General features: G+C 68.4%; 23 protein-coding genes. 11 read left to right on the top strand and 12 right to left on the bottom strand.

Features of this window, described 5'->3' with window-relative positions; translation table 11 throughout:
- The first annotated feature begins 5 nt into the window (after nt 1–5).
- The 4 genes from B118_RS0120595 (at nt 6) to B118_RS0120580 (ending at nt 4,283) form a co-directional block, all read left to right on the top strand.
- The gene (locus B118_RS0120595; protein WP_018221311.1) at nt 6–1,184 is read left to right on the top strand and encodes a UDP-N-acetylglucosamine--LPS N-acetylglucosamine transferase; all 1,179 of its coding nucleotides are present in this window, start codon (nt 6–8) and stop codon (nt 1,182–1,184) included.
- Nucleotides 1,185–1,245: 61 nt separating this feature from the next.
- Nucleotides 1,246–1,749, top strand: coding sequence for an S-ribosylhomocysteine lyase (locus B118_RS0120590; RefSeq protein ID WP_018221310.1), 504 nt, complete (start codon nt 1,246–1,248; stop codon nt 1,747–1,749).
- 110 nt (nt 1,750–1,859) lie between these two features.
- On the top strand, nt 1,860–2,888 hold the full coding sequence (locus B118_RS0120585) for a hypothetical protein (RefSeq protein WP_018813084.1): 1,029 nt from the start codon (nt 1,860–1,862) through the stop codon (nt 2,886–2,888).
- 87 nt (nt 2,889–2,975) lie between these two features.
- Complete coding sequence (locus tag B118_RS0120580; protein ID WP_018813085.1) at nt 2,976–4,283, top strand: MFS transporter; 1,308 nt, start codon at nt 2,976–2,978, stop codon at nt 4,281–4,283.
- Nucleotides 4,284–4,290: 7 nt separating this feature from the next.
- Here the strand turns inward: B118_RS0120580 and B118_RS0120575 are convergent, their stop codons facing one another.
- Nucleotides 4,291–4,743, bottom strand: coding sequence for an Lrp/AsnC family transcriptional regulator (locus B118_RS0120575; RefSeq protein WP_028193335.1), 453 nt, complete (start codon nt 4,741–4,743; stop codon nt 4,291–4,293).
- 95 nt (nt 4,744–4,838) lie between these two features.
- Here B118_RS0120575 and B118_RS0120570 point away from each other — a divergent pair, with 95 nt between their 5' ends.
- Nucleotides 4,839–5,762: an SMP-30/gluconolactonase/LRE family protein gene (locus B118_RS0120570; protein ID WP_027647630.1), complete on the top strand. Its 924-nt coding sequence runs from the start codon at nt 4,839–4,841 to the stop codon at nt 5,760–5,762.
- On the opposite strand, the gene B118_RS28775 is transcribed toward B118_RS0120570, so the two are convergent.
- The 5 genes from B118_RS28775 to B118_RS0120545 all read right to left on the bottom strand — a co-directional run bounded on the left by B118_RS28775 (nt 5,738) and on the right by B118_RS0120545 (nt 11,669).
- Nucleotides 5,738–7,015 (bottom strand): MFS transporter, encoded by a 1,278-nt coding sequence (locus B118_RS28775; RefSeq protein ID WP_080678111.1) that lies wholly within the window; start codon nt 7,013–7,015, stop codon nt 5,738–5,740. The two genes, B118_RS0120570 and B118_RS28775, sit on opposite strands and share 25 nt — an antisense overlap.
- Before the next feature lie 104 nt (nt 7,016–7,119).
- A complete protein-coding gene (locus tag B118_RS0120560; RefSeq protein WP_028193334.1) occupies nt 7,120–7,959 on the bottom strand; it encodes an SDR family oxidoreductase in 840 nt (279 codons plus the stop codon).
- Between the two features lie 94 nt (nt 7,960–8,053).
- Complete coding sequence (locus B118_RS0120555; protein ID WP_026185452.1) at nt 8,054–8,833, bottom strand: glucose 1-dehydrogenase; 780 nt, start codon at nt 8,831–8,833, stop codon at nt 8,054–8,056.
- Nucleotides 8,834–8,859: 26 nt separating this feature from the next.
- Entirely contained in the window at nt 8,860–10,650 is a 1,791-nt protein-coding gene (locus B118_RS0120550; RefSeq protein WP_018221302.1) for a glycoside hydrolase family 15 protein, read from the bottom strand.
- Between the two features lie 35 nt (nt 10,651–10,685).
- Nucleotides 10,686–11,669, bottom strand: coding sequence for an NAD(P)-dependent alcohol dehydrogenase (locus tag B118_RS0120545; protein WP_018221301.1), 984 nt, complete (start codon nt 11,667–11,669; stop codon nt 10,686–10,688).
- Nucleotides 11,670–11,803: 134 nt separating this feature from the next.
- Here B118_RS0120545 and B118_RS0120540 point away from each other — a divergent pair, with 134 nt between their 5' ends.
- From B118_RS0120540 to B118_RS0120525, 4 genes are all read left to right on the top strand, one after another.
- Entirely contained in the window at nt 11,804–12,511 is a 708-nt protein-coding gene (locus tag B118_RS0120540) for a TetR/AcrR family transcriptional regulator (protein ID WP_018221300.1), read from the top strand.
- 235 nt (nt 12,512–12,746) lie between these two features.
- On the top strand, nt 12,747–13,922 hold the full coding sequence (locus B118_RS0120535) for an alpha/beta fold hydrolase (protein WP_018221299.1): 1,176 nt from the start codon (nt 12,747–12,749) through the stop codon (nt 13,920–13,922).
- A 141-nt stretch (nt 13,923–14,063) separates the two neighbouring features.
- Complete coding sequence (locus B118_RS0120530; protein WP_018221298.1) at nt 14,064–14,354, top strand: putative quinol monooxygenase; 291 nt, start codon at nt 14,064–14,066, stop codon at nt 14,352–14,354.
- A gap of 70 nt (nt 14,355–14,424) precedes the next feature.
- Entirely contained in the window at nt 14,425–14,715 is a 291-nt protein-coding gene (locus B118_RS0120525; RefSeq protein WP_026273566.1) for a putative quinol monooxygenase, read from the top strand.
- 56 nt (nt 14,716–14,771) lie between these two features.
- Here the strand turns inward: B118_RS0120525 and B118_RS0120520 are convergent, their stop codons facing one another.
- The 3 genes from B118_RS0120520 to B118_RS0120510 form a co-directional block, all read right to left on the bottom strand.
- A complete protein-coding gene (locus tag B118_RS0120520; RefSeq protein ID WP_028193333.1) occupies nt 14,772–15,854 on the bottom strand; it encodes an AEC family transporter in 1,083 nt (360 codons plus the stop codon).
- Nucleotides 15,855–16,043: 189 nt separating this feature from the next.
- Complete coding sequence (locus B118_RS0120515; RefSeq protein WP_018221295.1) at nt 16,044–16,628, bottom strand: ClpP family protease; 585 nt, start codon at nt 16,626–16,628, stop codon at nt 16,044–16,046.
- Nucleotides 16,629–16,820: 192 nt separating this feature from the next.
- The gene (locus B118_RS0120510) at nt 16,821–17,435 is read right to left on the bottom strand and encodes a helix-turn-helix domain-containing protein (protein WP_028193332.1); all 615 of its coding nucleotides are present in this window, start codon (nt 17,433–17,435) and stop codon (nt 16,821–16,823) included.
- A 161-nt stretch (nt 17,436–17,596) separates the two neighbouring features.
- Between B118_RS0120510 and B118_RS0120505 the strand changes: the two genes are divergently transcribed.
- On the top strand, nt 17,597–18,616 hold the full coding sequence (locus B118_RS0120505; protein ID WP_018221293.1) for a potassium channel family protein: 1,020 nt from the start codon (nt 17,597–17,599) through the stop codon (nt 18,614–18,616).
- 138 nt (nt 18,617–18,754) lie between these two features.
- Here the strand turns inward: B118_RS0120505 and B118_RS0120500 are convergent, their stop codons facing one another.
- From B118_RS0120500 to B118_RS31920, 3 genes are all read right to left on the bottom strand, one after another.
- Nucleotides 18,755–19,789 (bottom strand): 2-oxoacid:ferredoxin oxidoreductase subunit beta, encoded by a 1,035-nt coding sequence (locus B118_RS0120500; protein ID WP_018221292.1) that lies wholly within the window; start codon nt 19,787–19,789, stop codon nt 18,755–18,757.
- Nucleotides 19,782–21,629 carry a 2-oxoacid:acceptor oxidoreductase subunit alpha gene (locus B118_RS0120495; protein WP_018221291.1) on the bottom strand — a complete coding sequence of 616 codons (1,848 nt, stop codon included), beginning with the start codon at nt 21,627–21,629 and terminating at the stop codon, nt 19,782–19,784. Before B118_RS0120495 ends, B118_RS0120500 begins: the two co-directional genes overlap by 8 nt.
- Before the next feature lie 257 nt (nt 21,630–21,886).
- Complete coding sequence (locus tag B118_RS31920; RefSeq protein WP_155256583.1) at nt 21,887–22,063, bottom strand: hypothetical protein; 177 nt, start codon at nt 22,061–22,063, stop codon at nt 21,887–21,889.
- Nucleotides 22,064–22,374: 311 nt separating this feature from the next.
- On the opposite strand from B118_RS31920, the gene B118_RS0120490 reads away from it, so the two are divergent.
- Nucleotides 22,375–23,019, top strand: a complete 645-nt coding sequence (locus tag B118_RS0120490) for a C39 family peptidase (protein WP_028192997.1) — start codon at nt 22,375–22,377, stop codon at nt 23,017–23,019.
- Nucleotides 23,020–23,021: the final 2 nt, after the last annotated feature.

Below are 23,021 nucleotides of genomic sequence, written 5' to 3'. Positions count from 1 at the left end.
AGCCGGTGAAGCCACGGCCGGGCGGGAGAGGTCCGCGCGGCGGTACGTCCCCGATTGGTGCCGGTCGCGACGACCTCGACGGCCGCCAGGGCCAGCTGCGGATCCTGGTCGTCTCCGCCGACATCGGCGCGGGCCACGACGCCGCCGCGGCCGAACTCGCCGCCCGGCTCGCCGGCGATGGAGTCGTCGTGGAGCAGCTCAACTTCTTCGCGGCCCTGCCCCGGCCGCTGCACCGGCTCGTCCGGGAGGGCTACCGCACCATGCTCCAGCGGTTTCCCTGGAGCTACGACGCGCTCTTCCGGTTCACCGACCGGTCGTCGTCGATGGTCCGGGCGTTCCGGGCCGCGCTGCGGGCGGCCGTACCGCGGATGCTGTCGCGGATATCGGCGGACACCTGCCTGGTGGTGACGACACACCCATTCGCCAACCAGCTACTCGGCCCGATGCGCGGCACGGGGCAGCTCACCGTGCCGGTGCTCAGCTACGTCACGGATTTCGTCGTCCACCCGATCTGGATCTCGCCGGGGGTCGACACCTACTGCGTCGTTCACGACGGGACACAGCGGCAGGCGGCGGCGCGTGGGGCCGCTGACGTCCGGGTGGTCGATCCGCTGATCTCCGCCGAGTTCGCCGCGTCGGCGACGGCCTGCCAGCGTACGGCTCGGGCCCGTTTCGGCCTGCCCGAGCAGGAGCGGCTGGCCTTGATCGTCGCCGGCTCCTGGGGGGTGGGCGACGTGGCCCGTACCGCTCGGGATGTGCTCGCCGCCGGCTGCGTCACCCCCGTCGTAGCGTGTGGGCGCAACGTCCGGCTGCGCCAGCGCCTGAGTGCCTTTCCCGGACACGTCCTGGGCTGGGTCGAGGACATGCCCACCCTGATGCGGGCGGTTGATGTGGTGGTGGAGAACGCCGGCGGGCTCACCTTTCAGCAGTCGCTGGCCGGTGGGCTACCCACCGTCACCTATCGGCCGATTTCTGGGCATGGTCGGGCCAACGCGGAGCTGCTCGCCGAGGCGGGGCTCACCACCTATGTCACGACCGCTGCCGAGCTGGCGCCGGTGCTGACGGAGCTGACCGGCGCGGCGGCCAGCCCGGCTCTTCCCGTTGGCAGCGCCACCGACATGGCCAGTTTGATTTCGGAGGTGGTCCGGAGCGGCGACCGGCTTGACCGGAAGCGGGCAGCATGAGCGCGCATTCCTCCTAGGCTGAGGGCGAGTCCGCCTTGGGAGTGACCTAGGAGTCCTGGCTATGCCGCAGTCACACGATTTGGATCATCGGTACGTGGTGCCGCCCTACCTGCGGATCGTCAACGAGCAGACGGTGCCCGGCACGAGCCAGCCGGTCGCGCTCTGGGACTTCCGGGTGGCGCAGCCGAACGCGTCCCAGGTGCCGGGCCCGGTCATGCACACACTTGAACACTTTCTCGGCACCTACGTACGGCAACATCACCCTACGATCATGAACGTCGCGCCGATGGGCTGCATGACCGGCTTGTACGTCTGGACGGTGGGCCCGTGGAGCTTCGACGACCTGGCTGAGGTCATCGCCGCCGGCCTGCGCTCCATCGAGGACGCCACCGAGGTGCCGCTCGCGAACGCTATCCAATGTGGCTCGGCGGAGTACCACGCCTTGGTGGGCGCGCAGGAACTCGCCGCACAACTGCTCGCGAAGCGGGATCAGTGGGGGGATCCGGGTCCGGACGCCCATGAGGTGAGCGCGGCAGACCTGCGGGAACTCGCAGCGGGCCAGTGAGCCGACACCTTGGTGGTAACGGGGGAGGAACGGCCCGCAAGAAGGCGAGAATGATTCTACTTTTGTCCCTGGCGGGTCCGGCGGTCGTGCCCGCCGCTTGAGGGGGACGAATGATTCGCCGTCGGTTCATCGCCTGCGGGCTGCTGCCGGTCGCCACCGGACTGAGCCTGCTCGCGCCCGCCACACCGAGTCTGGCGCAGCGCCAACCCGGGGCGGACAGCCCACCGGCCCGGGAGGCGGTTGACGCTTCCTCGACCGAGCGGCTCGAGATCCGGGCACCCCGCGAGTTCAGCGGCATCGCCTGGCTCACCACCGAGGAGAGCGACGGGGTGGTGCAGGAGGTCTTCCTGGTCTGCCACGACACCCGGGACAACGATGCGGAGCGCGACCTGCCGCGACTCTCGATCGTGCGGACGCCCGTCGACCCGAACGGCATCATCGTTGACGAACTCGATGTCGACTTCCCCGGTCGTGGGGTGCCGAATGATCTCGAAAGCATCGCCCGCCTGCCCGGCCGGAACGCGGCCCTGCTGGCGGAGAGCAACGCCGACGGTGTCGACCCCAACCCCACGATCTATCTCGCCCGGTGGGACCGGGACCTCAACGTCGAGATCGTGAGCGCGGTGCCGTGGCCCGAGACGCCCGAGCCGCTGGTGAACGTCGAGGCGACGGCCGTGGCGACGATCCGCGGAGAGGACTACTTCGTCTACGCCGAGCGGGCGGAGGGTCGGGACACCACCTTCATCCACATGACTCGCCTGAAGGTGTCCGAGGACGGCGAGATCCAGTTCGGTCGGCGGTGGACCTCGGTTCCCTTCACGGCACCCGAACCACCGGATGGACGACCCGCCTCGGGCATGGACATCGACCGGTGGGGCAACGTCTACGTCTCGTCCGCGTACGACCCGGGTGACCTCGGCCCCTTTGACAGCGCGGTGTATCGCGCGGCGACGGTCCGGGAGGAGGGACGCAGCGGCGTGCGGCTGCGTCCGGTCGAGCCACCCCAGCAACTGGCGCGCAGCTCGGGCCTCAAAATCGAAGGCGTGGGACTGGTCGCCGGCTCACTTCCGATCTTCATCGGAGACGACGACGAGGACTACGGTGGCCTGCTGCGTCAACTGCGGGTGACCTTCGAGTAGGCCGGCTTCGCACACCGTGCGTCGGTGGTCGATCTCCCGCCTGGTTGGGGGCAGCGAGCCAGGTGGCCGTTCTGAGAACATCCCCGGGTGACGATTGGCGATCCTCCCCGTACGGATGACCGGAGAACGCCGGGCCCAGCGGGCCACCTGGCTGCTCGGCGTCGGGATGCCGAGAAGCTGGGCACCCCGTTCTGGCAGCTGTGGTCCGCGTCCGCGGCGTCGAACCTCGCCGACGGGATCGTCAAACTTGCGCTGCCGCTGGTCGCGGTCAGCTTGACGGATTCACCGATGCGGGTGGCCGGGGTGGCGATGGCGTTCAGCCTGCCGTGGCTGTTCTTCGCGCTGCCGGCCGGCGCGTTGGCCGACCGGTGGGACCGCCGCCGGGTGATGGCGGCCGCCAACGCGGTGCGTGCGGTGTTGTTCGGGGTGATGGCGCTGGCCGCGGCCCTGGATGCGGCGTCGATCTGGCTGCTCTACGCGGTGGCGTTCGGCGCCGGCGTCGCCGAGACGCTCTATGACACCTCGGCCCAGTCGATCCTGCCGCAGGTGGTGTCGCGGGACGCGCTGCCGCGCGCCAACGGGCGACTGCACGCGGTCGAGCTGACGGCCAACCAGTTCGTTGGCCCACCCCTGGCGGGGTTCCTGGTCTCCGCGAGCGTGGCGGTGGCGGTGGCGGGGCCGGCGGGGCTGTGGGCGGTCGCGGTCGCGGCGTTACTCCTCATCCGCGGCCGGTTCCGGGTCGAACGGGACGCGCCGAGCAGCCTGCGTCGGGACATCGCGGAGGGCCTCCGGTTCCTCTGGCGACACCAACTGCTGCGCACCATGGCGGTGATGGTGGGGGTCAGCAACTTCACGATGAGCGCGGTTGTCGCGGTGCTGCCGCTCTACGCGGTCGGTCCCGAATCGGCGATGGGGCTCACCGAGTCGGGGTACGGGCTGCTGCTCGCGACCCTGGCCGTCGGCATTGTGCTCGGCTCGTTGGTCGCGGGGGCGATTGAGCGACGGCTGGGTCGCTCCGCCACCCTCGGCGTGGCAGTCGTCGTCGCCGCGGTAGTTGTCGGTGTGCCGGCGTTGAGCGCCAACCCGTTCGTGGTGGGCGCGGTCTATCTGGGGGGCGGGGTTCTGGTCGCCACCTGGAATGTGATCACGATTTCGCTCCGCCAACGGATCACCCCCGACCGGTTGCTGGGCCGGGTCAACAGCGGTTACCGGATGCTGGCCTGGGGCGGCATGCCCCTCGGTGCGCTCACCGGCGGTCTGCTGGCGGAGTTGCTCGGCCTGCGCGTGGTCTTCGCGGTCATGGGTGTGTTGGCGCTCAGCCTGGTCATTGGCTTGTTCTGGGTCACCGACAGTGCGATTGACGCTGCCGAGCGGGAGGCGGAGCAGCAGGTGTGAACGCCGTTCAATCCGGGTCAACGCTGATCGGCCGTTCGAAGAACGATTCCAGGACGACGATGGTTTGGGTGCTGGTGACGCCGTCGATGGCGAAGAGGCGTCTCAGCAGGGCTTGCAGGTCTTGGGTGGTGGCGGTGCGAACCTTCACCAGCACGCTCGCCGTGCCGGCGATGATGTGTGCCTCCTGGATCTCGGGAATGGCCGTGAGCGCGTCCCGGGTGGCCGCGTCGCCCATCCACTCGTCGGCACCGAGCATCACGTAGGCGAGCACGTCCCGGCTGACAGCGGCCGGATCGACGTCAACGGTGGTACGCCGGATCACGCCCCGTTCGCGCAGCTTGCGTACGCGTTCGTGCGCCGAACCCGCGGACAGGTCAACGGCCGCGCCGAGGGCCGCGTAGGACTGGGTCGCGTCCTGCTGCAGGCGGGCTACCAGGACGCGGTCAATATCGTCAAGCATCGAACACCCATCGGGATCGGAACGGCGACGACTTGACCATATCAGATTCGGAAGGCAGGCTTTGCTGTAGAACAACATCTGGCGAGGAGGCCAATATGCCTGACACAGTCCCTGCTGAGTTCCGACTGCTGGATGAGCGCTTCCGGGACCTCGACGGTGACTTCGTCCTGACCGTCCTGCACGGTGACGCGCGGAAGTCGGAAGGCCCGGCCTACTTCGCGGCGGGGCGCTACCTGGTGTGGAGCGACATCCCCAACGATCGGCTGCTGCGCTGGGACGAGACCACCGGCGCGGTTGGGGTGTTTCGCCAGCCCTCCGGCTACGCCAACGGCAACACGATCGATCGGCAGGGCCGGTTGATCACCTGCGAACAGGGAAACCGGCGGGTGACCCGCACCGAGCACGACGGGACGATCACCGTGCTGGCAGATCGCTACACCGGCAAGCGGCTCAACAGCCCCAACGACGTGGTGGTCCGGGCCGACGGCACGATCTGGTTCACCGACCCGAGCTACGGCATCAACAGCGACTACGAGGGCAACAAAGCCGAGCCCGAGTTCGGTGGCTCGTGCTACGTGTTTCGGCTGGACCCCCGCACCGGGGAGCTGCGGGTGGTCGCGGACGACTTCTTCCGCCCCAACGGTCTGGCGTTCTCACCGGACGAACAACAGCTGTTCATCGTCGATACCCGACAGGAACCCAGCCACATCCGGGTCTTCGACGTCACCGCCGACGGGACCCTCAGCGGGGGCAAGATCTTCGCCGAGTGTGACTACGGACGCTTCGACGGGCTGCGCGTCGATGACGCCGGTCGGGTCTGGGCTGCGGCCTGGGACGGCGTGCACTGCTTCGCTCCCGATGGCAGCCTCATCGGGAAGTTGCTCCTGCCCGAGCCGGCCGCCAATCTCACCTTCGGTGGGCCGAAACGCAACCAGCTCTACCTCACCGCGGGCCGGTCGGTGTACGCGCTGCGGGTCACCTTCAACGGCGCCCGCTACCCGGAACCAAGCGCCCGATGACCGGATCGTCGCGCCCACTGTGACCGGGCACGTCCTCTGAGAAATAGCATCGACGCGGTGACGAGCGCCGCGAGCACAATCGTGGCGATGCCGGAATACAGCAATGTGTCAGCGGCGCCCCAAAGCGTGACCAGTGGGCCGCCGAGCGCCGCACCCAAAGGTGTTGCCGTGGTGGTGACGGCGGACCGGGCTGCCAGGATGGAGGTAAGTTCAGAAGCCTCTGCGGCCTGCTGAAAAAGAGAAATAGTGAACGCTGGAAATGGGCCGTAGATCAATCCGCCGAGGGCGAACGAGGTCATGGTTGCTGAGGTGTTGTCGGTGATGCCGAAGGGGAGGAGGGCTAGACCCCAGCCGAAGATGATGGCGATCACAGCCGGCCATCTGGGCGCGCGGGCCAAGGCGCCGCCGGCGAAACCGCCGATCACCGCGCCGATACCGAATGCGGTCCAAAATGCTCCGAGTAGTTGGCCGCTGCCAGCCAGGTTGCCGGCGACATAGAGCGGAAGCCCAACCTCGACCGGGCCGTACAGGAAGAAGAAGGCGGCCGTGACCAGCAACAGGGAAACCAGTTGGGGTCGCCGCGCGAGTATCCGGAAGCCGGCCACGACGCCAGCCCGTCGAGCTACCGCCGGTTGTTGCGGAAGCTTCAGGCGGGCGACCGTGGTGAGAAGAAGCAGGTATGAGATCGCATTGACTGCGAGGATTGCCGAGCCGTCCAGCTTCAGCAGGATCATGCCAGCAATTGCCGGGCCGATGATGATGCTGACCTGCTGGGATACGCTGAGTAGAGCATTCGCGGGAAGTTGACGACCATCGGCGAACAACTGGCTGACAATAGTGTACAGACCCGCGTTCCCCCACGCTGAAAAGAGAGACGAAACGGCTAGGAGGGCAATGTAGGAGAAGGCGTTGAGTTGGTCGGCAGCGGCCAGCGCGACAATTGTTGCCAGCCCAAGAGTTCGCAGGCCGGTGCTTGCGCCGACCAACTTCTGTGCGCTCATGCCGCCGAACCACCGGCCAAGCACGAGAGCTCCAAGGGCGCCGGGCAGCGTATACGCCGCCAGCGACAGTCCAGCGACAACTCCCCCTTGATCCGGCTGTGCCAGTTGTATCGCCAACCACGGTATTCCTACGAGTGCCATGCCGTCGCCAAGGAAGGAAACAGCGGAAGCGAAGATCAGTCTGGAGTACCGGCCGTCGGTGAGAACAGGGCGATAGGCGGAAAGAAGAGGGATTCGGATCCTACCCAGCATTCAGGTTCCAGGAAGTCCTTGCGTTGGGTCAACCAGTGGAGAATTGCGGTGATGCGGTCAGTGGTGCGAACCAACCACCCACCCACATCGGACTCCCGGACGGCTCAGGCGAAGTCGGCGGCGTGGTCGGCGGCCCACTGGGCGAAGGTCCGCGCGGGTCGCCCCAGTACCGTCTCGACATCGTCGGTCACCTGCTCTGGCTTCTCCACCATCGCCGCCCAGCCGGCCAACGCCATCTCCGCGAATCCGGCGTCCCCGAACGCCTCGACCAGCATCGGGCGGACAGCCTCCGCCGGGATGTCCTGCCACCGCACCTCACGGCCGATCGCGGCGCCGATGAGGCGTACCTGCTCGACCTGGGTGACCGTCTCTGGGCCGGTGAGCACGTAGGTCCGCCGGTCGTGCCGGTCCCCGGTCATCGCCTCGACCGCCACCGCGGCGATGTCGTCCTCGTGGATCAGGGACCGGGCCGCGGCGCCGTACGGCCAGCGCACCACCCCCTCGGCGCGAATAGCGTCGGCCCAGCCCAGCGTGTTCGTGGCGAAGCCGGTGGGACGCAGCACCGTCCCGGGGAGGTCGCGTTCGAGGAGGGCGCGCTCCACCACCGCCCAGAACGAGTTCGGGTCGACTTCGGCGGAGGCGGCCGACAGGTACACCACCCGGGGTGACCCGGCGCTGGCCAGCACGTCCGCGAGGGCCGGCGCGAGCGCAACGGCGACGGCGGGGTCAGTGTACGGCCAGATCAGGAACACGGCCCGGACCCCGCCCAGGTGCGGGCGGAGGGTCGCCGGATCAGCCAGATCAGCGGTGACCGCCGGTACCCCGGCCGGAAGGTTCGCCCGGCTGGGGTCGCGGACGACGGCGCGGACGTCGTGGCCTGCGGCGGTCAGCCGTGCCACCACCCGCCGTCCGACGTTGCCGGTCGCGCCAGTAACCAAGAACATGGGTCTCCTCCAGGAACGCTCCGATCGCGACAGGGAGACGGTAAAACCTCAACCAAGGTTGAGGTCAACCGTTCGCCACGCGTCGGAGCGCGCCCTACGCGCCCTGCCCCTGGTTCTGCATGAGGCCACCGTCCATGAAGTAGGTCGACCCGGTGACGTAGTTCGCGTCGTCGCTGGCCAGGAAGACGGCGAGCTTCGCGATCTCCTCCGGCTGGGCGGCCCGCTTCCACGGGATCGACTGCACCTGCTCCTCCAGGTACTGCGGGTCGTCGATCGCACGTTGGTTGAACGGCGTGAGCACCATGCCCGGCCCGATGTTGTTGACGTTCATGTGTAGCGGGGCGACCTCCAGCGCGATGCTCTTGGCCAGCTCCAGCATGCCGCCCTTGCTGGCGTCGTAGTCGGCGCCGCCGGCCCGGGCCACCTCCTGGTGGATGGAGGTGATGTTGATGATCTTTCCGTGTCCACCATGGTCGCGGCGGTGCCGGACGAACCGCCGACAGCAGAAGAACATCCCGTACAGGTTCGTACGGATGGCGCGGTCCCAGGTCTCGGTGTCCAGATCGGCGACCGGGGTGCCGGACGCGTCCACCCCGGCGTCGTTCATCAGGATGTCCAGCTCTCCGAACGTCGCCAGGGCCTCGTCGAACATCGCCTCGACCTGGTGCTCGACGCTGATGTCGCCCTGCACCACCACGGCGCGCCGACCGGCCCGCTCGATCTCGGCCTTGGTGTGGCTCGCCCCCGCATGGTCATGCAGGTAGTGCACCACCACGTCGGCGCCCTCCCGGCCAAACTCGATCGCGGTGGCCTGCCCGATACCGGAGTCCGAGCCGGTGATCAGGGCGGTTCTACCCATCAGTCGTCCGCTCATCAACGTGCTCCTTTCCTCGACTGCCACTACCTACTGGTTCCCGCGGCCTCGACCTGGCCGATGGTCCAGGCGGCGTTGATCAGACCGATGTGGGACAAGGCCTGGGGAAAGTTGCCGATCAGGCGCCCGTCGCGTCGGTCGATCTCCTCGGCGAGTAGGCCGAGATCGTTCGCCCGGCCGGTGACGGTCTCGAAGACCTGTCGGGCCCGGTCAACCCGCCCGGCCAGAGCCAGGGCCTGGGCCAGCCAGTACGAGCAGATGATGAAGGCGCCCTCGTCCCCGGCCCGGGTCCAGCGCTGCACCAGGCCGTCCTGGACCAGGTCCCGTTCGATGGCATCCACCGTGCCCAGGATCTTGTCGTCGTCGGCGGGGAGGAACCCGAGAATGGGCATGACCAGGACTCCGGCATCCAGGTGGTCGGAGCCGAACGCGCCGGTGAACGCCCTGCTCGAGCTGTTCCACCCCTCCTCCAGGATCGCCGCGCGGACCTCCGCCATCGCCTCCGACCACTGCGGGACCTTCGCCTCAGCATCCAGAAGCCCGGCGAGCTTGACGGCCCGGTCGAGGGCCAACCAGCACATCACCTTCGAGGTCAGGTAGTGCCGCTGCCCCTCGCGCCCCTCCCAGATTCCGGCATCCCGCTCCCGCCAGGTGTCCGCGGCCCGGTCGGCCAGGGAGCGGAGCAGGCTGGCGGCGGCGGGCGACAACTCGGTGAGCTGGTCCCGCAGGACCCAGGCGCACTCGATGACCTCGCCGATAACGTCGAGTTGCTTCTGCAGCCAGGCGTCGTTACCAACCCGTACCGGGCGGCTGTCCCGGTAGCCCTCAAGGTGCCCGAGGGTGTGCTCGGTGAGATCACGCTCACCGCCCGGGCCAAACATGATCGGGACGTGGTCCTCCGCCTCCACCGAGCCCATCGACTCGGCCATCCAGTCGAAGAACCGGTGTGCCTCGTCCGGGCAGGCGGCGACCCAGAGCGCCTTCAGGGTGAAGGCGCCGTCGCGGAGCCAGCCGAACCGGTAGTCCCAGTTCGCCTCGCCACCGATCTCCTCGGGCAGGGAGGTGGTGGGGGCGGCGATCACGGCCCCGGTCGGCTGGTAGGTCAGCGCCTGCAGGACGAGGGCACTGCGTCGGACCTGCTCCCGGTAGGGCCCCTGGTACCCCTGGTGGATGCGGTCCCAGGACCGCCAGGCGGCGATGGTGTCCCGCAGCGCCACCCGACCGTCGAGGGGAACCGTCGGCGGGTCGGTGGACCGTCGGTGGTGCAGCGCGAAGACCGCGCTCTCGCCTTCGGCGAGACTGAACTCTCCGGTCACCACGGAACCGTCGATGGTCAGGTCGCGGTCGCTGGTAAGGGTCAGCCGGTCGGCGCCGCCGGAGATCTCGATCCCCGTCGTGGCGTCGGAGACAGTGGGGCTGACCAGGCCGTACTCGGGCCGGGCCGCCACCTCGACCGTCACCTGCGCCGGGCCGGCGATTGCGTCGACCCGGCGCAGGAGGACGTGCGGCGAGCTGAGGCCGATCTGGTGACCGCGTTCCCCGACCCCGAGGCTGAGCGCATCGGTCAGCCGCAGCACCCCGTCCTGGGTGTGAAAGTCGGTCTGGACGACCATCGTGCCGTCGAGGTAGCAGCGGCTCGTCGTGTACCGCCCGTGCGGTCGGATCCACCAGTGGCCGCCAGCGGAGCCGAGTAGCTGCGCGAAGACGCTTGGCCCGTCGAACCGGGGTGGACACCACCAGTCCACCGAACCGTCCGCCGACACCAACGCCGCGCCCTGGCAGTCGCCCAGAAACGCATAGTCACTGATCTCCGCCACACCCGCGTTCTACCCGCGATGGCACCGGTTACGCCTCAGAGGGTGATCACTACTTTCGCCCGCGCGTGTTCACCTTCGAGGTACCGAAGTGCTTGCGGTACCTCGTGCAGCGGGTAGCTCCGATCGATGACCGGGGTTAGGTCCCCGGCCTCGGCGTGGTCGCGGAGCACGTCGAGGTGCTTTCGGCTGGGCACGGTGGTGAGAACGGCGATGCGCTGTCGGACGAAGGGCGCCAGGAGTCGCCCGCGGGTGATGAGCCAGACCGGTCCGACGAGGCTACCGCCGCGGTAGACCCCGCCGCCGGAGAGGATCAGCCTCCCGGCGGGGGCCAGCACTCGCCGGAGTGCGGTGAGCGAGCGGTTGCCGACCAGGTCGAACACGACATCGTGTGGTTGGGCGTCGTGGGTGAAGTCGCTCCGGGTGTAGTCAATGACGTGGTCAGCGCCGAGGGAACGAACCAGCTCGGTGTTCCGGGTGCTGCACACTCCGGTCACGGTCGCGCCGAGCGCCTTGGCCAGCTGCACGGCGAGGGTGCCGACGCCGCCGGAGGCACCGTTGATCAGGACGCGGTGGCCGGGCTCGACCTGCCCGAGATCCGCCAGCCCCATGAGTGCGGTGACGCCGGCGAGGGGCAGGGCGGCGGCCTGCCGCGGCGTCAGGTTGGTCGGCTTCGGCGCGACCAGGGCTTCGGGTACGCAGACGTACTCGGCGAAGGCGCCGTTAGCATCGCCGAGGTCGCCGAAGACCGCATCGCCGGAATGAAACTGGTGAACGTTCTCGCCGACGGATTCCACCACGCCGGCGAAGTCGCGGCCACGGATGCGGGCCCGGGGCTTCGACCGGCCCAGCGCCAACCGCGCCATCCGCGGATCGCCGCGTAGCACATGCCAGTCGTAGGCGTTGAGGGCTGCGGCTTCGACCCGCACCAGCACCTCGTCGGCGGCGGGCACCGGCGGGTCAACCTCCGCGAGGGTGAGGGACTCCGGCGGCCCGTAGCGGTCCTGCACGATGGCCTTCATTCTCCACTCCAAGGTGTACGGCGTCCGCCTCATTCTTTGGTGTACGGCGTACGCTGTCTCTGAACAGTAGGTGTACGCCGTACACTCGTCAAGGCGGTTATGGTTTCCAGCACCGCTGGAGACGAGGAAACGAGATGGCTGAGCAGACCGAGGTGCCTCGCCGAACGCCGCTGAGCAGGGAGCGAGTCCTGCGGGCCGCTGTCGCGCTTGCCGACGAGGCCGGGATCGACTCCCTCAGCATGCGCAACCTTGCCCAGGACCTGGGCGTCGTGCCGATGGCCCTCTACAAGCACGTGGCCAACAAGGACGAACTGGTCGCCGGCATGATCGATGTGGTCATCGACGAGATCGCCCCGCCGCTGGCCGACACCGACTGGAAGCACGCGGTCCGGGAGCGGATTCTCTCCGCGCGGCGGGTGCTGCAGCGGCACCCCTGGGTGTCCCTCGCCATTGAGTCGCAGCAGACGCCGACGCCGGCCATCCTCGCCTACCTCGACTCGATGGTCGGGACCTTCCGGACTGGCGGCTTCTCCGTGGACCTCGCCCACCACGTGATGCACGCGATGGGCAGCCGCACCCTGGGTTTCAGTCAGGAACTCTTCGACACCGCACGGAACGCCGGCCGGACCGGCGTGACCAGTCCGGAGCCACCGGCGGCCCTACCAGCGCAGTTCGCCGACCGATTCCCCAACCTTGCGAAGATCGCCGTGGTGGCGTCCCACGACGACACGTCGGTGGTGGGGCGGGGCTGCGACGACCAGTTCGAGTTCGAGTTCGCCCTGGACCTGTTGCTCGAGGGCATCGAACGGCTGCATCAGCAGGGCTGGACATCCGCTCGTTGAGGCGCTGATGCGGCCAGCGGGCCGTATCGCGCGCCTCAATTTGGGTAGGGCTGCCCCCAGCAAAGACTGGCTGGTACGCCGCATTTCCTGGCCCACCCCGCGTTCCTAGGCTCGGGACGACGGGAGTGGTTCGCCGGGCGGTGCGCTGAGATCGTGCTGCTCTCCGACCGGCTCGGGGTTGGGATTGGGGATTGCCGTGAGCGGTAGGTCGAGGAAGTTCTCTGTTCGTCTCCTCGTGGCGTCGGGGGTGCTGGCCCTCGCCGCCCTGGCAGTCGCCGCCGGCGGCGTTCCGCAGCGGGACAGCAGGGCTACCCCAGAATGGGAGCGCCCGTTTCCAGTGGCGGAGAGCGTCTATCCGTTCCAGTCAAAAGTCTACGAGTGGAACGGGTTCGCATATCACTATGTGGACGTGCCCCCAGCCGTCGGCCATACCCCCAAGGGCACCGTTCTGGCGGTCCACGGCAACGGAACCTGGAGCATGATCTATCGGAAAATTGTCGACCCGTTGAGCGCGGCTGGATTTCGGGTGATCCTCACCGACCACCTTGGTTTCGGTTTCTCCGACAAACCGAGGGTCAGCGAATTCGACTACCTGCCGAGTTCGCACGCGACGGTGCTGCGGGACTTCATCGCCGACCTGGCCCTGGAAGATCTCTACCTGGTGCTCCAGGACTGGGGTGGGCCGATCGGACTGGCCGCCGGAGTCGCGACCCCGGAGAAGGTGCGGGGTCTTGTGCTGATGAACACCTGGGCCTGGCAACTCGACCGTATCGAACAGGGGCAGACCGGATTCATGCACGCGGTGCACGATCGTGGGCGCCATGCGCAGCTGGAACCAGAGTTCTACACGGAGGGCGAGCTCATCCGCCGCGGTGCGATCGGGGTCGCCGAACGCAACGCGGTGGAGGGGTCGGCGGAGTACGCGGCGCTGCGGGACGCGATGTGGGGGCCCTACCTCACCCTGGAGCCCCCGCATGAGCTGCGCTATCCGGAGGTGACCCAGCCCGTGCACATCTCCGCCATGGCGACCGTCGCGGACGGCGCGTTCCTGGATCAACTCGACCGGGACCTGGCCGCGCTGCGGTCGAAGCCGGTCTTCCTCGCCTTCGGTGACGACACGGCCTTCGGGCCCTACAAGGTCGACCTGGCGATTCTCGGCGGCGACCGGGAGCTCTGCCGGCCCGGCTATCACCCGGCGAGTGAGGAGGTCACCACCCGGACCAATTGTGTCGATGACGAGACCGGTGCGGCCTACTGGTATCCGCTGGAGCGGTTTCTGTCGGAGTGGCACCCCACCGCGGTCGTCGGTCAGTGGCGGGACAGTACCCACGGCCACTGGGTGCAGGACGAGGTTCCCTCGGTGGTGGTCGAGGCGGTGCGATCCGTCCACGCGGCCGGTACCCGACCGTGAGGACGGGTACCCCAACCCGGGCCCTGGAACCACCTGATCAGCTCCGAGCCACATCTGGCGACTCACCGGCCCTGGCGCGGGCTCTTCCGCTAGCGTGAAGAAGTTCCACAAACGAACGACGAGGCGACCAGGGGGTACCGCATGTCACGCCTGACTATTGTTGCCAACATTCACGCCAAGCCGGACCAGGTCGACCTGGTAAAGGCGGAGTTGGAGAAGCTTATCCCGACCACTCGGGCAGAGAAGGGGTGTATCAACTACGATCTACACCAGGATAATAGTGACCCGGCTCATTTCGTTTTCTACGAGAACTGGGAGTCCCGTGACCTGTGGCAGGCGCACATGAACGCCGCTCACATGGAGGCTTACGGAGCGGCGACCGCCGGCAAGGTGGATGAATTCGTAGTCAACGAGATGACCCACATTGGCTGACGACTCGTGAACCGCGCTGTTGGGCTGAGGGCGTTTCACAACGGAACGATCAGGCGAGGAGGGGTGCAGAATGTCGCGTTTGTCTATTGTTGCCAACGTTCACGCTCGGCCGGGCCAGGCGGACCTGGTGAAAGCGGAGTTGAAGAAGCTTGTCCCGTTGACTCGGGCGGAGAAGGGGTGTATCAACTACGACCTGCACCAGGATAATAGCGACCCGGCCCACTTCGTCCTCTACGAGAACTGGGAGTCCCGCGAGATCTGGGAGGCGCACAAGGGTGGCGCGCACTTGCGGGAGTATATGGAGGCGACTTCCGGCAAGATCGATAAGTACGATTTCATTGACATGACGTATCTTGATTGATGTAGCGTTTGGGGCCAGCTCGGGTGCGCCGTACCGGAGGTGGCGGGGCAACGAGGTCATCCCGCCTGCGCCCAGTGGACCCAGAGCGGCAGCAGCAGTAGCGCCGCGACCGAGCTCTTCACCACCAGCGCGGCCGACAGCTCGACGTCAACGCCGTAGCGCTGCGCGACGATGAACAGGTTCTGTGGCGCCGGCATCGCCGCGATGAGGACGAGATAGGTCAACCAGGGGCCGTCAATATCGAGGACGTGCGCGACGGCCAGCCAGACCGCAAACGGGAACAGCAGACACTTGACGGCGATCAGCCAGATCTCCTCGCCGGTGGTGTGGCGGAAGCTGACCCCGCTGCCGCCCAGGTGCAGGCCCAGGGCGAAGAGCGCGATCGGCGCGGCGGCGGCACCGACGAAGTCGAATCCGCCGAGCAGCGGCTCCGGTATCCGGACGGCTAGCAGGTTGAACAGGAGGCCGGCGTTGCACGCCAAGACGACCGGGGTGTTCAGGGCACCCCACACCGCCCGGCCCACTCGGCCGCGTCGGCTCCGACGTTGCGGCGGCGCCGGTGGCCCGCCGGTCTGCGTCGGTCCCAGCCCGCCGGTCGGCTGCGCCTGCCGCCCGCCGGCCCCAGCCGAGGTGGGTACGGCCTGACCAGCCGGTACAGCCTGACCAGCCGGTACAGCCTGCACCGGCGCCCCGCTCAGCTCCATGATGGCCAGGACGACCAGGGTGAGGACGCATACCTGGAGCAGCAGCACCGGAAAGACCGGCGCTGCGTCGCCAAAGAGCATGATGAATACGGGTACCGCGAAATAGGCCGTATTTACCTGGATCGCCGCCATGATCCGTAACGCGAGCTGTCGCGGCTCGCGGGTGGTGGTCAGCCCCGCCAGCACCCCGACCACCGCCATGGTGATTCCCGCCGTGCCGGCGTAGCCGGCGAGAGCGGGCCAGGCGAACAGGACGCTCAGATCGCTGCGGTAGACGTTGGCGAACAGGTAGCACGGCACGGCGAAGAGGAAGGCGAAATCGGCGAACGCCTTCGAGCTCGCCGCGCTGACGACGCTCCGCCGGGCGAACAACACACCGCCGCCGAGAGCCAACGCCACCGGCACGAGCTTTCCGAAGACGGCAAGCGCTTCCAACGGCACGGGCCTCCAGCGGTCCTGGTTGGCCGGCCCGATCCGGTCGGCAGAGGGCGTCCCGTGGTCCGGCGGAGGCTCCGTTGCTATCAAAGGGACAAGGGTCGACGCCAATCGGGGAGCGGGTGAACAACATCCGCCGCCGCAGTAGGTAGGTTCGGCCGACCCATGCGGCTTCGGCCCGACCGTTGCTCAGCGCGTGAGCTCCGCCGCCTGCGTGATGACGTGGTCGATGAGGCCGTACTCGCGGGCTTGCTCCGGGGTGAACCAGCGATCCCGGTCCCAGTCTCGCTGGATGTCCGCCAGCGTCCGACCACTGTGCTGGGCGATCAGTCCCTGCATGGTCTTCTTCACGTGCAGGAGGTTCTCCGCCTGGATCCGGACGTCGGCAGCGGTGCCCCCCATCCCGCCGGCCGGCTGGTGCATGAGGATCCACGAGTGGGGCAGCGCGTATCGTTTGCCCGCCGTCCCGGCGCAGAGGAGGAACTGCCCCATCGAGCCGGCCATGCCCAACGCCAGCGTCGCCACGTCGTTGCGGACAAACCGCATCGTGTCGTAGACGGCCATCCCCGCGCTCACCGAGCCGCCGGGCGAGTTGATGTAGAGCTTGATGTCGCGGTCCGAGTCCTCGGCGGCCAGCAGCAGGATCTGGGCACAGACCCGGTTGGCCGACTCGTCGGTCACCTCGGTGCCGAGGAAGACGATGCGTTCCCTCAGCAGCCGCTCGAAGACCTGGTCGCCGAAGCCCTGCTGCCCATCGGCCAACATTCTGATCATTAGGTGCTACCTCCAGCGCGTCGGCGGGCGGGGACCGCCCGGGAGTCGGCCCGTCCAGCGTGCGCGTGCCGGGGTAGGAGGAGGTAGCCGATCTGCCGGCAGCAGATCGGCTCAGAGCAGATCGGTCGAGGGCGGATCGGCCGAGCAGATCGATCGGCTCGGGGCGGTCTGGTTGGGCTACCGCCGGGTCCGCTACCGCCGAGCCAGCTGCCGGCGTGCCCGGACGAGCCGCCGGACCCGCCACGAGCGTCGTGCGGTTCGGTCAGCCGGCGCCGCCGCGATCAACCGGACTCGTAGGCCGGCCCCTCCCGCCGGGCCGCCGGTCAGCGCCGGCCCGGTCAGCGCCGGCCCGGTCAGCGCCGGCCCGATCGGCGCGGGCCCGATCGGCGCGAGCCCCGCCCCACCGATGGGTAGCCCAGGAGAACCCAGTCGAAGGGGCACCTGGCCGGCGCCGCAGGAGGTGGGGCCGCCGCCGCGTAGCCCGGCCCGGACCGAGTGCTGCCGGGCCGGCTCGACGCGGGAACTCGGCGTGCGGTTGACCTCGCCGATGGTGAACCCCATCGGCTCGGGCCGCTCCAGGCGGCGTAGCTCGTCCCGGGCCTCCCCGAGCAGGTCGGATAGGCGGATCCCGAGTGCCCGGCAGACCGCCGCGAGCACCTCGGACGAGGCCTCCTTACGCCCCCGCTCCACCTCGGATAGGTACGGCATGGAGACCCCGGCGGCCGTAGCTACCTCCCGCAGCGTGCGGCCCTGCCGCATCCGGACCCGGCGCAACACCCCGCCGATGACTCGTCTGAGCAACGACATCCTTCGCCTCGCTTTCGTTGGCTGTGGTCGCGGGGCACAGCTCCCATCATGCCCGTCGGGGGCTGTCGTGCCGTCGTCCCTGCCGCCTCGCCATCTGCGTTACCCCCGACCCGTTATGTTGTGGGCGTGCAGGTATCAGCGGAGTTTGGGCGGGGCGAGCGGTGATCCATTTCCCGGCGCAACGGCGCGATCCGCTGAGCGCGTTGAGTCTACGGTTGGCCGCGGCCCTCGGGCTCGTCCTTGCCAGCGTCGCCGTGGTGTGGCTCGGCAGGGACGGTTATCGGGACGCCAACCGCGACTCGGACGGGCTGAGCCTCCTCGACTGCTTCTACTACGTTGTGGTTTCCCTCTCCACCACCGGGTACGGCGACATCGCCCCGGTCTCGGAGTCGGCCCGTCTGCTCAACGTCCTCTACATCACCCCGGCCCGGGTCATCTTTCTGATCATTCTGGTCGGCACCACCCTGGAAGTCCTGACCGAGCAGTACCGGACCGGCCGTCGCCTGTCGCGGTGGAGGAGAGCTGTGAAGGACCACGTCATCATCTGCGGCTACGGCACCAAGGGCCGCAGTGCGATCTCCGCCCTGCTCGAGAACGGTTTCGACAAGTCCAGGATCGTGGTGGTCGAACGTAGCGGCGCCGCCCTGCGGCAGGCGACCTCGGCCGGTCTGGTGGCGATCGAGGGGTCGGCGACCCGCTCGGCAACCCTCAACGAGGCGCACATCCGGACCGCCAAGGCGGTGATCATTGCTACCGACAGTGACGATGCTTCGGTGCTGGTGGCGCTGACCGTTCGGCAGCTCACCGCAGGACAGGTGCGGATCATCGCTGCGGCCCGGGAGGCGGAGAACGCCCCGCTGCTCAAACAGAGTGGTGCCCATCATGTGATCGTCTCGTCGGCGACCGCCGGTCGGCTGCTGGGCCTCTCCACCTCCGCGCCGCCGCTGATCGATGTCGTGGAGGATCTGCTCACGCCCGGTCAGGGGATGGCGCTCGCGATGCGGTCGGCCGAGCGGCACGAGGTCGGCCGCTCCCCCCGCGAGTTGGAGGCTCTGGTCATCGCGTTGGTGCGGCGGGGCAAGGTGGTCACCCTCGCCGATCGGGCCGGCGGGGTCATCGAAACCGGCGACATGCTCGTGCACGTCCGCGACGACCGTCGAACCTCCACCCCGATGTCCTGAACCCCGCGCCGCTGCGCCTCGGGCCGCTGTCCTGAACCCCGCGCCGTAAGTGCCCCGGGCCGGAGCGCCCGCGCCGCTGCACTCCGGGCCGCTGTCCGGAGCCCGGCTACCCGGCGGACACGGGGACCAGCCTCCGGCTCAGTTGATCGTCCAGGTATCGCCGCTGTGCAACAGGCCGGCGAACTGCTGCTCCCGAGTCTCGGTCACCGTCGCCCGGGCGGCGTCGAGCTGCTCCTGCACCACGCTGTCGTACGACGGTCGTCGGACCGAACGCAACACCCCGATCGGGGTGTTGCGCAGGTCCAGGCCCGGCAGCCGAGACAGGGCGAACGCGTACGCCGGGTCGGTGATGGTGGCATCGTGGACGACGATCTCCTCCGCCGTGGTGGCCGCGGTCTCGCGGACCTCCAGGCCGAAACCGCCGGGCGGGTGTACGACGCAGAACTGCCCGTCCCGGCCGAACGTGATCGGCTGGTTGTGCTCCAGCCGGATCAGCGAGTCGTCCCGGGTGGCGGGACCCTTGAGCTGTTCGAAGGCCCCGTCGTTGAAGATGTTGCAGTTCTGGTAGATCTCCACGAAGGCCGAGCCCTCGTGCTCGGCGGCGGCCCGGAGCACCGACTGCAGGTGTTTGCGGTCCGAGTCGATGGTGCGGGCCACGAATGTGGCCTCCGCGCCCAGCGCCAGCGAGAGCGGGTTGAAAGGTGCGTCCGCCGACCCGACCGGGGTCGACTTGGTGATCTTGCCGACCTCGGACGTGGGGGAGTACTGCCCCTTGGTCAGGCCGTAGATCTGGTTGTTGAACAGCAGGATCTTCAGGTTGACGTTACGCCGTAGCGCGTGGATCAGGTGGTTGCCGCCGATCGACAGCGCGTCGCCGTCCCCGGTGACCACCCAGACGGAGAGGTCGGGGCGGGTGGTGGAGAGGCCGGTGGCGATCGCCGGGGCGCGCCCGTGGATCGAGTGCATCCCGTACGTGTTCATGTAGTACGGGAAGCGCGACGAGCAGCCGATGCCGGAGACGAAGACGATCCGCTCCCGGGGGATGTTCAGCTCCGGCATGAAGCCCTGGACGGCGGCGAGGATCGCGTAGTCACCACAGCCGGGGCACCACCGCACCTCCTGGTTGGACTTGAAGTCCTTCGCGGTGAGCTTGAGGGCGACGGGCTCAGACATTCTTCAGGACCTCTTCCAGCATCGTCTCCAGCTCGTTGGCGGTGAACGGCAGACCGTGTACCTGGTTGTAGCCGATCGCGTCGACCAGGTACCGGGCGCGGATCACGTGGGCGAGCTGACCGAGGTTCATCTCGGGGATGACCACCCGCTCGTAGGAGCGCAGTATCTCGCCGAGGTTGGCCGGCATCGGGGCGAGGTGCCGCAGGTGCGCCTGGGCGACGGAGAGCCCGCGTTGGCGGAGGCCCCGGCAGGCCGCGCCGATCGGCCCGTAGGTGGACCCCCAGCCGAGCACCAGCACCTGAGCGTCACCGTCCGGGTCCTCGACCTCAAGGTCGGGCACCGGGATGGCCTCGATCCGGGTGGCACGGGTCCGCACCATGAAGTCGTGGTTGGCCGGGTCGTACGAGATGTCGCCGGTCTTGTCGGCCTTCTCCAGCCCACCGATGCGGTGCTCCAGCCCCGGTGTGCCGGGGACGGCCCAGGGCCGGGCCAGGGTCTCCGGATCCCGCAGGTACGGCAGGAAGGTGGCACCGTCCTCGCCGTTGGGCCGGGTGGCGAAGTCGACCCGCAGGTCGGGCAGGGACTCGACGTCGGGGAGCAGCCATGGCTCGGATCCGTTGGCCACGTAGTTGTCGGAGAGCAGGAGCACCGGCGTGCGGTAGGTCAGCGCGATCCGGGCCGCCTCCAACGCCGCGTAGAAGCAGTCGGCCGGGGACCTCGGCGCGAGCACCGCCACCGGCGCCTCGCCGTGTCGGCCGAAGAGGGCCATGTTCAGGTCGGCCTGCTCGGTCTTGGTCGGCATCCCGGTCGACGGCCCGGCCCGCTGCACGTCCACGATGACCAGCGGCAGCTCCAGCGCCACCGCGAGCGAGATGGTCTCGCTCTTGAGTGCCACGCCGGGGCCGCTGGTGGTGGTGACGCCGAGCGCCCCGCCGTACGAGGCGCCCAGCGCCGCACCGATGGCCGCGATCTCGTCCTCGGCCTGCATGGTGAGCACGCCGAAACGCTTGTGCTTGCTCAGTTCGTGCAGGATGTCCGATGCCGGGGTGATCGGGTAGGCGCCGAGGAAGACCAGCAGCTCGGAGCGGACCCCGGCGGCCACCAGGCCGAGCGACAGGGCCGCGTTGCCGGTGATGTTCCGGTAGGTCCCGGGCGGCATCTTCGCCGGCTTGACCTCGTACCGGACCGCGAAGTCCTCGGTCGTCTCACCGAAGTTCCAGCCGGCCTTGAACGCCGCGACGTTGGCTCCGACCAGCTCCGGCCGGGTCGCGAACTTGCGCTCCAGGAACCGTAGGGTCGACTCGTACGGCCGGGAGTACATCCAGCTCAGCAGACCCAGCGCGAACATGTTCTTGGCCCGTTCGGCGTCTTTCTTGGACACCTCGTGGTCGGCGAGCGCCCCGACGGTCATCGAGGTCAGCGCCACCGGGTGCACCGTGTAGCCGGCGAGCGAGTCGTCCTCGAGCGGGTTGGCCTGGTAGCCGACCTTGGCCAGGTTACGGCGGGTGAACTCGTCGGTGTTGACGATGATGTCGGCTCCGCGCGGCAGGTCGGCGAGGTTGGCCTTGAGCGCGGCCGGGTTCATCGCGACCAGGACGTTCGGCGAGTCGCCGGGGGTGAGGATGTCGTAGTCGGCGAAGTGCACCTGGAAGCTCGACACCCCGGGTAGCGTCCCGGCGGGCGCGCGGATCTCCGCGGGGAAGTTGGGCAGCGTGGAGATGTCGTTACCGAGTTGGGCGGTTTCGGAGGTGAATCGGTCGCCGGTCAGCTGCATCCCGTCGCCGGAGTCCCCGGCGAAGCGGATGACCACGCGGTCCAGTTGGCGGATCTTCTTGGTCATGACCGCACCCCGCTCTGGTCGGCACGGTCGCCCGGATCGCCGCACTCGCTCCTGACCTCGCCCTGCCCGGTCACATGGCCTCCTCGGCGCGCCGCCGTGACCCACCTCGTGTGGTTGTCCGGCCTGCTGTCGGTTCTCACCTGAGAGCCTACGTCGGATCACCTCCACGCCAGCTCGAGAGGTCCGTCGACTGAGACTTGATTTGGCGAGTAGATGACCGTTTCATTGCTATTTTTGGCCGGCTGTCGTAATCCAGATCACCCGATTGCTTCGTCGGTCTCGATGCCGGTGAACTCCGGTGCCCGTTGGCTGCCCCAAAGGCTGTCGGCCGAGCGGGGGGTGGTGGCCGGAAGGCTCTTTGTGGCCGCCGTTGCTATCGCCAATGCGATGCGATTACCGATAAAATAGGCGTTTTGGTCGAATTGGTAGTTCATCGAATGTGAGGTATCTGACGTTTTGTCGGGTGGCCCGGGTCACCGTCGCCGGGGAATCGGTGGTGGGGGCCCGTGGTTATACCTGGCGTAACCATGCGGGGCAGCCGCGAGCGCCCCGCCGGACCGCCGGACGCCGGTGGTTCGACCGCCCCGGAATGCCACCGGGCCGGCGTTGGTTACCTCCCCGGGCCGCCCGAGTAGCACCCCGCCGGGCGCAACCCCCTCTTTCGAATCTCTTCTCGAACCACCTCGCCCGACCCGTAGGCGCCCCCCGCGTCCGCGGCACCCCCGAGCGAAAGGCTTCGATCATCATGCGTACCGACATCCTTCGCAAGACCGCCCTGACCGCCGCTGGCCTGATCGCCACCGGTGGCGCCATCGCCGCCCCCGCGACCGCCGCCTTCGCCGCCCCCACCGCGCAGCCCACCGCGCAAAGCCAGCGCGACGGCACCCGCGTACTCCCGGTCGACTACGAGGCCCAGCCGAACTTCTACTACTGCGGCCCCGCCGCCGCCCGCAACGCCCTGTCCGTGCAGGACAAGGACATCGACGTCTACTCGATGGCCGAGCGGATGGGCACCACCGAGTCCGGCACCGACTCCATCAACGACATCACCCCGGTGCTGAACACCGAAACCGGCAGCGACGTGTACCGCAGCGTCGAGATCTCCACCCCCGAGGCCGACACCACACAGACCGACACCCTGCGCGAAGACATCATCCGCACCGTCGACGACGGCCGCGCCGTCGTGGCCAACATCGCCGGCACCGCCACCGACACCAACGGCGAGAGCCACTCCTTCGCCGGCGGCCACTACATCNCCGTCAACGGCTACCGCGACGCCGGCGACCAGGTGAAGATCGCCGACTCGGCGAACCCGAACACCGCCGAGTACTGGATCACCACCGAAGCCCTCGCCGACTGGATCGCCACCCGCGGCTACTCCACCAGCTGACC

The organism is Salinispora pacifica CNR114 (assembly GCF_000514775.1).
Classification (GTDB): Bacteria; Actinomycetota; Actinomycetes; order Mycobacteriales; family Micromonosporaceae; genus Micromonospora; species Micromonospora pacifica.
Note: the sequence above shows the minus strand (reverse complement) of the source record. Positions and strands in the feature narration are given on the sequence as shown.